Annotated in this window: 8 protein-coding genes; all 8 read right to left on the bottom strand. The window is 66.6% G+C overall.

Annotated features, from left to right (window positions below):
• On the bottom strand, positions 1-1,682 hold a 1,682-nt coding region (locus tag AC5RWT_RS29995), incomplete at its 3' end, for a DUF222 domain-containing protein (protein WP_494083394.1).
• Between the two features lie 471 nt (positions 1,683-2,153).
• On the bottom strand, positions 2,154-3,299 hold the full coding sequence (gene asd / locus AC5RWT_RS29990; protein WP_493966593.1) for an aspartate-semialdehyde dehydrogenase: 1,146 nt from the start codon (positions 3,297-3,299) through the stop codon (positions 2,154-2,156).
• Between the two features lie 181 nt (positions 3,300-3,480).
• A complete protein-coding gene (locus tag AC5RWT_RS29985; RefSeq protein WP_494083393.1) occupies positions 3,481-4,107 on the bottom strand; it encodes a dihydrofolate reductase in 627 nt (208 codons plus the stop codon).
• Between the two features lie 23 nt (positions 4,108-4,130).
• Positions 4,131-4,937, bottom strand: coding sequence for a thymidylate synthase (locus AC5RWT_RS29980; RefSeq protein ID WP_494083392.1), 807 nt, complete (start codon positions 4,935-4,937; stop codon positions 4,131-4,133).
• Between the two features lie 61 nt (positions 4,938-4,998).
• Positions 4,999-5,385, bottom strand: coding sequence for a GntR family transcriptional regulator (locus AC5RWT_RS29975; RefSeq protein WP_494083391.1), 387 nt, complete (start codon positions 5,383-5,385; stop codon positions 4,999-5,001).
• Positions 5,382-7,352 (bottom strand): hypothetical protein, encoded by a 1,971-nt coding sequence (locus tag AC5RWT_RS29970; RefSeq protein ID WP_494083390.1) that lies wholly within the window; start codon positions 7,350-7,352, stop codon positions 5,382-5,384. The genes AC5RWT_RS29975 and AC5RWT_RS29970 overlap by 4 nt, the downstream gene beginning before the upstream one ends.
• A gap of 113 nt (positions 7,353-7,465) precedes the next feature.
• Positions 7,466-8,425 (bottom strand): NUDIX hydrolase, encoded by a 960-nt coding sequence (locus AC5RWT_RS29965; protein WP_494083389.1) that lies wholly within the window; start codon positions 8,423-8,425, stop codon positions 7,466-7,468.
• Positions 8,425-10,430: RNA degradosome polyphosphate kinase (locus AC5RWT_RS29960; protein ID WP_494083388.1), on the bottom strand; the 2,006-nt coding region annotated here is incomplete at its 5' end. The genes AC5RWT_RS29965 and AC5RWT_RS29960, both read right to left, overlap by 1 nt.

Here is a 10,430-nt window from a genome sequence, read left to right as displayed (position 1 = left end):
GGGTGGCGCAGGTCTTTGGCGGCGGCGATGGCCTGGCCGTAGTCGTCGGTGAGGACGATCAGCCAGGATTTGGCCAGCGCGGCGAGGTCTCGGGTCATGTCCGGCGGGATGGAACCGTAGCCGGTGAGTTCACCGGGTTCTTCGGAGAGCGCCAGCAAGGCGGCAAGGGGTGCGGTCACCGCAACCGAAGCGGTCACGTTCCCGGATTCGCAGGTACACGGCCCGCGGCCTGGCGGCCGGTCGGCCTCCCTGGTGGCTGCTGCGGGTGGTCCACCTGCCGAGGTCCCGGTGGACGCCGGGTCGCCGGCAGCGGGGTGGCCGGCTGCTTCCACCACCGTTGCACCGGCTGCTGCTGACCCGTGGGGCGTTGCCCCGCTCGCAGTCCTCACCTCTGCTGCTCTTCCTGAGCCGGCTGCCGCGACATCCCTGGCTGCTTCCGGCATTGACGCTGCCGTTCCGGTTCCGGTTCCGGTTCCGGTTCCGGTGGTGTCGGGGGTGTTGGGTTGGTAGGCGTGGTCGGGGTAGTGCAGGAGCATGTCGGTGAAGACATCGGCGCGCAGCTGGCCCAGGGTGCGGGTCTCCTCGGCGGTCTGCAGTTTCCGGGCGTGGGCCTGCATGAGGTTGTAGGCCAGCATCGCTTTCTCCGCCGAGGTGCGGATGTAGAGTTCGGCCATCCCGTCGTCCTGCGGCTGGTACTGGACGGTCCGGTATTCCATCGCGGCCCGGTGCCGGGTTTCGGGGGGTTCGGGATGCAGCCGGTCACGGGCGGTGCGGGCACGGGCCTGGACGGATTCCAGCGTGATGGCCCCGGCACCCGGGACCACCCTGGCTTCAAAGGCCGCCAAAGCCGCCGGCGGCAGGTCGATGCCCTTGCGGGCAACCGCCACCGCCCGAGGCAGGTCAATCTCCCCGGCGTCCAAAGCCGCGAGGGTGGCCGGCAGGTATCTGCCGATCTGCTGCGCGTCGGCCAGTTCCGCGGCCGCCCGCTCGCGGCGCACCGCCAGGACGGGGGCGAGTTCGGCGGCGGCGTGACGGGAAATCCCCTCCGGTGCGCCCGCATCCGGGCCCACTGCGGGCCTGAGCGCCGCCATGCGGTGCACGGCCCGCAACCGCCGCGACTGCGTCCACGCCTCATGCCTGCGCACCGCCTTGAGGTATTCCAACACCGACCAGTCATCCAGCGCCCCCGGGTCCGTCCCGGCCAGCAGGCCGGCCAGTTCCGCCGGCCCCAGCTCCTGCCAATCCTCCGCCCACAACTCACCGGCCGGCAGCCCCGCAGCAGGCATGGGTGCCGCAGGCAGGGGTGCCGCAGGTTCCGGCCCTGTCCCGCCACCCGCCGCGGCAGCATCAGGAACAACCTCGGCGGCCACCGGTTCTGCTGTCTCGTCAACTGAGCCTTGTGAAGACGGTGAGGACGCGCCCGCCAGGGTTCCGGAAGCCCCGACCCGAGGATTGATGGGATGTTCACGGCCATCCGGATCTGCTGGTCTGTCAATCTCCGGCCCGCCAGAATTGGAACCTGCGGATTTGGGTGAGCGGGAGTCTTTGGGAGTGGCTGTGTCCCCGCCTGCAGCAGCTTCCTCGGGAGCGGCAGCTGTCTCAAAGGCACCGTCGTTCGGCATGTCAGGAAGGCCGGAGTGTTCCTCCGGCTCCTGTGCCTCGTCCAACGGTTCCGCTGCCATACTTCAACGCTACGGACCCCGTCTCCCGGGTAGAACGGGTCTTCGACGTAAGTGGAAAACCTCCGGCCCATGCGGCCTGTGGAGGAAGAGTCGGCGTGTTTGGAGGACAGGTCGCAGCGCGGCGGCCAGAAAAGAGCTCACTCGAGGCTGCAAGCTTTGCCTAGTGAGCGTCTGTTCCGGAATTCGTGACAGGTGTGCCGAACGATGAGGGGCAGACCAGCCGCAGAACCACGCGGGAGCTCGTCGTCCGCAGAACCACGCGGGCACTCGCCAACCGCAGGACAGCGAGGTCTCCGGCCGGCGGCACCAAGACCACCCGCCGGCCAGGGATCGTTCTGCGGGCCAAAGACTGCGTTGCACAGAAGGAGCCCGTCCCACACAAAAGGGACGGGCTCCTCAAAGGCTTCACTCCAGATCAGCCCTCAAACCTCAGCGGCCCGGCCAGCCTGTGCTGACCGAGCGGCTGTTGTCCTAAAGGTTGCCGGTGGCGATGCGCAACATGCGTCGCAGCGGCTCCGCAGCGCCCCACAGGAGCTGGTCGCCGACGGTAAACGCGCTGATGTACTCAGGACCCATCTCCAGCTTGCGGATCCGGCCTACCGGGATTTCAAGCGTTCCGCTGGCCGCCACGGGCGTCAGGTGCTCCATGGTGGCTTCCTTGTTGTTAGGAACCACGCGGGACCATTCGTTGTCGGCGTCGATGATCCGCTCGATTTCGGCAAGCGGCAGGTCTTCGGTGAGCTTCAACGTCAGTGCCTGCGAGTGCGACCGCATTGCGCCGATGCGGACGCACAGACCATCGAAGGGGATGCGCTTGTCGTCGCTCAACCCAAGGATCTTGTTGGTCTCGGCCGGGGCCTTCCATTCTTCCTTGGACTGTCCGTTGCCCAGGTCCTTGTCAATCCACGGGATGACGGAACCGGCCAACGGCACGCCGAACTGGGAGGAATCCAGTTCCGGGTTGCGCTGCAGGGCAAGAATCTTGCGGTCGATCTCCAAAATGGCAGAGGCGGGCTGGGCCAGTTCATCGGCCACCGCCGCGTTCAGCGCACCGAACTGGTTCAGCAGTTCGCGCATGTGCCGGGCGCCGCCGCCCGACGCTGCCTGATAGGTCATGGACGTTCCCCACTCGACCAGACCGTTCTTGAACAGTCCGCCCAAGCCCATGAGCATGCAGGAGACGGTGCAGTTGCCGCCGATGAATTCCTTCACGCCCCGCGCCAGCCCGGCATCGATGACGTCGCGGTTGACCGGATCCAGCACAATGATGGAGCTGTCCTCCATACGCAGTGTGGAGGCGGCATCGATCCACAGACCGTCCCAGCCGGCGTCGCGCAGCTTCGGGTAAACCTCCGAGGTGTAGTCGCCGCCTTGGGCGGTGAGGATGATCGGCAGTTTGGCCAGCGTCTCGATGTCATACGCGTCCTGCAGTTTGCCTGCACCCTCGGCGAAGGCCGGGGCGTCGCCGCCGGCGTTCGACGTGGAGAAGAAGACGGGATTGATGAGGTCGAAGTCGCCTTCATCCTGCATGCGCTGCATGAGGACGGAGCCGACCATGCCGCGCCAACCGATCAGGCCGACGGACTGGGCAGAGGAAGTGGCTGCGGGGGAAGTCATGCATTCCATTTTACGGGCCGGGTCAACCGGGCGCCGTGGGTTACGTAGCGTTGGCGGAACTGAAGCATCATGCGTACGACGCCGGGGCTCGCCACGGGGACTTGCGGAGCTTGGTGCCTGAGGCGGTCCGTTGCTGTGGAAACTGCCGGCGTTCGAGCCTGAAGCAGTAGTGACCCTGGGGCTACTCCGCGTGGCCGTCCTGCCCTCGGACCCAGAGCGAGATGCGGTAGCGGGTGCCGTTGGCTGCGGTGTGCCAGTCTTCGGTGGGCGTGACGCCGTCGAACTTCCAATCCGGGCCAAGCTGCGGGGCGTGAGTGTCGCCGTCGGTCTCCATGTCGATGACGGTGACCGAAGCTGCGTTGCAGTGCTGCTTGGCGAGATTGAAGATCTCGCCGCCACCCAGAATCCAGATTTCATCACTGCCCGGGCTCGCAGCCGCCTCGGCGAGGGCGTCTTCGATGGTCTCGACGACGACGGCGCCTTCCGCCGCGAGCTTCCCGCTGATTTCAGGCCGGCGGCTGACCACGATGTTGGTGCGGCCGGGCAGCGGCCGGTATTTAGCCGGGAACGATTCCCACGTTTTGCGTCCCATGATCACGGGGTGGTTCAGGGTGGTCCGCTTGAAGTGCGCCAGGTCCTCAGGCAGGTGCCAGGGCATTCCGCCGTCGCGGCCGATGACGCCGTTGCTGGTCTGGGCCCAAATCATGCCGACGACCGGTGCGGACAGCGACGGGGGCGGTCCTGCTTCCAGCACGGCTCCGGCGACGCTGTCCGGGTACGGGCGCGCCGTGAGATGGTCGGTGCTCAAACGGCCACCGTCGTTGCCGCAGCTCATACTGCCACCGGTGCCTTGATGGCCGGATGGTGCTGGTAGTTGACCACGTCAAAGTCCTCCAGCGCGTAGTCGAAGATGCTCTCCGGTTTTCGCCGGATGTTGAGCGTGGGGTACGGGTACGGGGCGCGTGACAGCTGTTCGCGGACCTGGTCCACGTGGTCGTCATAGACGTGGACATCTCCGCCGGTCCAAACGAATTCGCCCGGCTCCAGGCCCACCTGCTGTGCCAGCATCAGGGTGAGCAGTGCGTAGGAAGCGATGTTGAAGGGCACGCCCAGGAACATGTCGGCGCTGCGCTGGTACAGCTGGCAGGAGAGCTTGCCGTCCGCCACATAGAACTGGAAGAACGCGTGGCACGGCGGCAATGCCATGTTCTTGATGTCCGCCACGTTCCAGGCGGATACGATGTGCCGTCGCGAATCCGGATTGTTCTTCAGGTCCTCGACCAGTTGGGCGATCTGGTCGATGTGACCGCCGTCGGGCGTGGGCCACGAGCGCCACTGCACCCCGTACACCGGGCCGAGCTCGCCATCGGCGCCGGCCCATTCGTTCCAGATCTTGACGCCGCGGTCCTGCAGCCATTTCACGTTCGAGTCCCCGCGCAGGAACCACAGCAGTTCCAGCGCCACGGACTTGAAGTGCACGCGTTTGGTGGTGACCAGCGGGAAGCCCTCGGCCAGGTCGTAACGGAGCTGGCGGCCGAAGACGCTGCGGGTGCCGGTGCCGGTGCGGTCCGATTTGGCCGTGCCGTTGGCCATGACGTCGCGCAGCAGGTCCTCGTACGGAGTGGGAATCGCGTTCACAGCGTCCAGTGTAGTTGAGCCGCGGAGGTGGAGCCGGGGCGCGGTGGGTGTGCCTTGCAGCCTAGCGTTCACGCCGCAGTTGCCCGCGCACCAGATTCAGTACGGTTTCATCGTCCAGCCCGGCATCGCGCGCGGCCTGCACCAAGCGCGCGACGGCGGAGCCCACCTCGGTGGAGCCGGCTGCGGTTCCGCGGGCGGGGCCTGCCGAATCGGCCACCATGGTGCCGTGCCGGCGGCGGCTGGTGAGCAGTCCGGCCGCCTCGAGTTCCTTGTAGGCGCGGGCCACGGTGCCGGCTGCCACGCCAAGGTCGGCGGCCAGACTGCGCACGGTGGGCAAGCGTTGCCCGGCCGCCATAGTCCCGACGGTGATGAGTGAAGCGATCTGGCTGCGGATTTGTTCGTACGGCGGAGTGGCGGCTGCCAGGTCGACCTGGATCTGGGTGCTCACGGTGCCGGATCCTGCGGGCTGGACTGGCCGCTGCCGGGATCGCAGTGGTGGTGCGGGCTGGACTGGCCGTGGGCCTGGTGGGCGGGGCTAAAATCGCCGCCGCGCTGGCCTGGGGTTTGCCGGGCAGGATGCCCGATTTCGGCGGCCACGCTCCTCCGGGGGCGGGCGGGGCCGGGGAACAAGGCCAGCGCGATGGCGGCCAGGTAGAGCAGCGCGGTCGTGATCCGTAGTGCAGTGTGCAGGTCGGGCGGAAGCTGGTGCAGGAAGAGCGATATGTTGCCGCCCAGATACCAGCCCCAAGCTGCAGTATGTGCGGTGAGTAGCTGGGCGGTTAGGGCGAACAGCCCCGCGGCGGTCATCCTGGCCAGTCGGAAGGCAGAAACGCGACGGAGTAGGTTATCTGCGTCAGGAGTTGCCGCAAGCAGCGGCGGACGGCGGTTCACCAGCAGGATGGCTGCCGCGCCGAGCACGATGAGGGCGGCACCGGACACGGCGAAGGCAGCCAACAAGCCAGGCTGGCGGCCCGGGGCGGCCAGGTTGAAACAGATGGCCGCGGCTAAAAGTAACGTACCGACGGCAACTGCGCCAGCGAGCGGACGGGGAACCAGCCGGGCAACAGATGCGGGAAGCGACCTCGGGCCGATTGTGCTGGTAGTGCGGGGAACGTGATGCTGGACGTGGTCTGCCGCGGCATGGGTGTCATGCTCCTTGGCGGCGGGGTGGCTCCCGTTCCTGGTGTGGCGGCGCCACAAAAACACCTCTCCGGAGGCAATGGCTGCGAGGAACGTTGCCACTGGCAGGGCAATCACCAGTGGCAAAAGCGGCACTGGGGAGACCGGACCAGGAGAATATGCATCGATTGGAGCTGGCACGGGCACGACGAAGAAGACGACGCTGGCAAAGGCCGACAAGGTTATCAAGGTCAGGAGAGCCACCATGAATGCGGCAGTCCGCGCCGACGTCGTCATATCCAGGCCTGCGGCGAAGCTGCCGTGGTAGGTGAAGGGCGGATACGGAGCATCCCCAAGGCCGCTTCCGTGCGCCAGAAGCTGCGGCCGCCAGAGTGCCATCGCGATCATCAGGGCGAAGCCGGCCCCGTTGGCGAGTTGCTGGGTGGTTTCCCAACCTGTTGCGCGCATGGGGCTTTCGAGAAGGAAGCCGGGGCCTTGTGTGTTGGCGAAGCTGATGGCCATGGTGCCGAGCGAGGCGAAGAGCAAGGTGGTTGTGCGGAACAGCCGGTTGACCAGGATGCGCCGCAGAACGTCGTTGTCCTCGCGGTTGAGTGAGTCCAGGGAACGACGGCGCACGATCACCGCGGTCGCGGCAGCAACGCCGGCGGCGAGGGTGAGGAGGCCAATCAGAAGTATGGGCGCGAAGTAGCTGCCGGGTTGCCTGCCGGGGTGCTCGCCGGACACTTCAACGCCGTCGAAGGTCCGGGTGCCGCTGAACCCTTCGATGCCCGGCAGGGGCCAGACCGCCACGGCGGCGGCGGTGGCCAAGAGCCCCGCCGTCGTCATCACAATGAAGAGCGTCCGCGGGACATAGTCGCGGATGTGCCGGGCGGTGATGTCGGCACGGCGGACGTTGCCCCGGGGCTTGGGCCAGGTGTATTGGCCGATGATGTAGATTCCCGCCAAGCTGACCAACGGAACCAGGAGGATGAGCAGTCCGGCCAGCCAGGACGGTTCCGGTTCCCGGCCCGGGGCGTAGTAATACGAGGGAATGCGCCCGACTTCTGATGCCGCTGACAGACCGCTGGCGAAGAAGGCGATAACTGCGGTGTAGAACGCATGCAGCCGGGCAGCACCCCGACCAGAAGCATCGGACGGTCCGGATGGATCGTTTGACCCGGTCGCAGCAGGTGTGACAGTGGCAGCTTGGGTTTTGCCGGCAATGATCCGCAACACCGCGTAAATGACGACGGCCCCCATCAGCAGGCCGACGATCGTGCTGGTCAGCGAGTCCACGTTCCCCCTCGTCCTGTGTCAATGAATCAAGTATTTGATACAAACGGGAAACGGGTCAAGAGATACGGGTCGTGCACTGCCGCGGGTCGGAGGGCCGCATCGGCCAGGGAGGTTCAGTCGTCGTAGGCGTCGAGGATTTCCAGCGCAACAATCCGGCCCTGCTGCTTCCTGGAGATGTGGCAGACCAGCACGGCTCCCGGCCGCAGGTACGGATCGTCCGTGGGCAGTTGTTGGGCGAGTTCCGGATCCATCCGGTCCGCGAGCACTGTGAACAGGTTCGGCAGCACCGGCCGGTGGCTGCAGACGGCCGCCGGTTTGCCCTTCTCGAGCATCTGCACCAGGGCAGCCCGGGCCTTCTTCGGGTTGCGCTCGTTGCTGTGTTCGGTAATGGCCTCGACGGTGCGCAGCTTGGTCTGGGTGTGCAGCACGTACGGGGTGACGGTCTGCACGCAACGCAACCACGGGCTGGAAAAAATCCGCTTGGGTTTCCACGCGGTCAGCATCCGGCAGACCGCCAGGGCCTGCCGCCGGCCGGTGGCCACCAGCGGCCGCTCGCCCTCGGCCTGCGACCAGGCGGACCGGGGCTTGGCCTTGGCATGGCGGACGACGACGAAGGGGTACGTATCCAGCTCGTCCCGCCGGTGCGCGGCCTCCAAAGCGTCCAAGGGCTGGACATCGGTACGGTTGGTCAGGAGTTCCCGGGCCTTGGCGGGAGGACACCAGAGCACCCGATCCACTTCGTCGCCGTCCGGGACGGGTTCTTGCTTGTCCAGTTTGACGGCCCAGTACAGCACTTGTTTCAGCCCGGCGTTCACGCGGTAGTGGATGGTGGGCAGAGGCGGGCCCAGCCGGACTTGGACGCCTATTTCCTCGTGCACTTCGCGGACGGCGCATTCGGGCGTGGTCTCGCCTTTGTCCAGCTTGCCCTTGGGCCAGGACCAGTCGTCGTACCGCGGCCGATGGATCAGCAGCACTTCCAGCTGGCCCTGGCGGACCCGCCAGCATAAGGCGCCGGCGGCGGTGATCCTGACGGCGGGGGGAGCACCGGCGTCGTTAATCTTGCTCTGTGTCATCAGCGGCGGGCGACGGTGCGCTGGCGGGAGCGGGAGGCCAGCAGCCAGGACTGGATATCGGAGAGCGGGTTGCCGTCGTCGTCCTTGTGGTGCCGGGTCCACGCGCCGTTGCTGTCCAGATGCCAGCTGGCGGTGCCGGGGTCCATGTAGCGGTCCATCAGGGCCAGCAGGTCATGGATGTCTTCGCGCGAGTTCAGTTGCACCAGGGCCTCCACGCGGCGGTCGAGGTTGCGGTGCATCATGTCGGCGGATCCGATGTAGACCACCGGGTCGCCGCCATTGGCAAAAGCGAACACGCGCGAATGTTCCAGGAAGCGGCCAAGGACGGAGCGGACCCGGATGTTGTCGCTCAACCCCGGAACGCCCGGGCGCACGGCGCAGATTCCGCGGACAATCACATCCACCTTCACGCCGGCCTGCGAGGCACGGTACAGCGAGTCGATGATGGCTTCGTCCACCATCGAGTTCACCTTGATCACCACCCGGGCGGCCAGGCCGGCCCTGCGGTTGGCGATTTCCTTTTCGATCCGGTCGATCAGCCCGGAGCGCACCGAGCGCGGTGCCACCAGCAGGCGCTTGAAGGTGGATTTCGGGGCGTAACCGGACAGCTGGTTGAACAGCTTGGACAGGTCCTCGCCCACTTGGTAGTTGGCCGTCAGCAGGCCCAGATCCTCGTAATAGCGGGCGGTGCGCGGGTGGTAGTTGCCGGTGCCGATGTGGCAGTAGCGCCGCAGCCCGTCGCCTTCCTGGCGCACCACGAGCGAGAGCTTGCAGTGCGTCTTCAGGCCCACGATCCCGTACACCACGTGGACGCCGGCCTGTTCCAGCTTCCGGGCCCAGTCGATGTTGGCCTGCTCGTCGAACCGGGCCTTGATCTCGACCAGCGCCAACACCTGCTTGCCGGCTTCGGCGGCATCGATCAGTGCGTCCACGATCGGCGAGTCACCCGAGGTCCGGTACAGCGTCTGCTTGATCGCCTGCACCTTCGGGTCCGTGGCGGCCTGCTCCAGGAAGGCCTGTACCGAGGTGGAGAACGAGTCGTAGGGGTGGTGCAGCAGGATGTCGCGCCGCCGCATGGCAGCGAACACGTTTGCGGCCTTGGACGTTTCGCTCTCGTTCAGGAAGCGGCTCGTGTGCGCCAGCTGCTTCGGGTACTTCATGTCGGGCCGGTCGATCCGGTAAATGGCCTCCAGCCCGCGCAGGTCCAGCGGCGCCGGCAGCGCGTACACTTCGGATTCGTCGACGCCGAGTTCGCGCACCAGCAGTTCGCGCACGCTGGGGTTGATGTCAGTGGCCACCTCGAGCCGCACGGGCGGTCCGAAACGGCGGCGCAGCAGTTCCTTTTCGAGCGCCTGGAGCAGGTTCTCGGCGTCGTCCTCTTCGACTTCCAGGTCCTCGTTGCGGGTCACCCGGAAGGTATGGTGCTCCAGCACTTCCATGCCTTGGAACAGCAGGTCCAGGTGCTGGGCGATGACGTCTTCCAACGGGATGAACCGGGCGGTGCGGCCAGGCACGGAACCGGCGCGGGGCCCGTCCACGGGGATCAGCCGGGAGAGCTGGTCCGGGACCTTGAGGCGGGCAAAGAGTTCCTTTTCGCTCACCGGGTTGCGCACCACCACGGCAAGGTTCAGCGAGAGTCCGGAGATGTAGGGGAAGGGGTGGGCCGGGTCCACGGCCAGCGGGGTCAGGATCGGGAACACCCGCTCCCGGAACATGGCGGACAGCTCGGTGCGGGCCGCCTCATCCAGCTCGTCCCAGCGCACGATGTGGATGTGTTCGTAGGCCAGAGCCGGGCGGATCTGTTCGGCAAAGATCCGGGCGTGGCGCTGCTGCAGCTTATGCGCGGCGATTTTGATTTCTTCCAGCTGCTCACTGGGCGAGAGCCCGGCGGCGGACGGCACCGCCAGCCCGGTGGCGATCCGGCGCTTCAGGCCGGCCACCCGGACCATGAAAAACTCGTCCAGGTTGGAGGCGAAAATGGAGAGGAAGTTCAGCCGCTCCAGCA

It is taken from the genome of Arthrobacter sp. Dra40 (genome assembly GCF_059091905.1).
Note: the sequence above shows the minus strand (reverse complement) of the source record. Positions and strands in the feature narration are given on the sequence as shown.

What these genes read in the sequence shown, in the direction of transcription:
- asd (WP_493966593.1), bottom strand. Translation starts at nt 3,299, where the DNA reads ATGACTTCCCCCGCAGCCACTTCCTCTGCCCAGTCCGTCGGCCTGATC.
- AC5RWT_RS29965 (WP_494083389.1), bottom strand. Translation starts at nt 8,425, where the DNA reads ATGACACAGAGCAAGATTAACGACGCCGGTGCTCCCCCCGCCGTCAGG.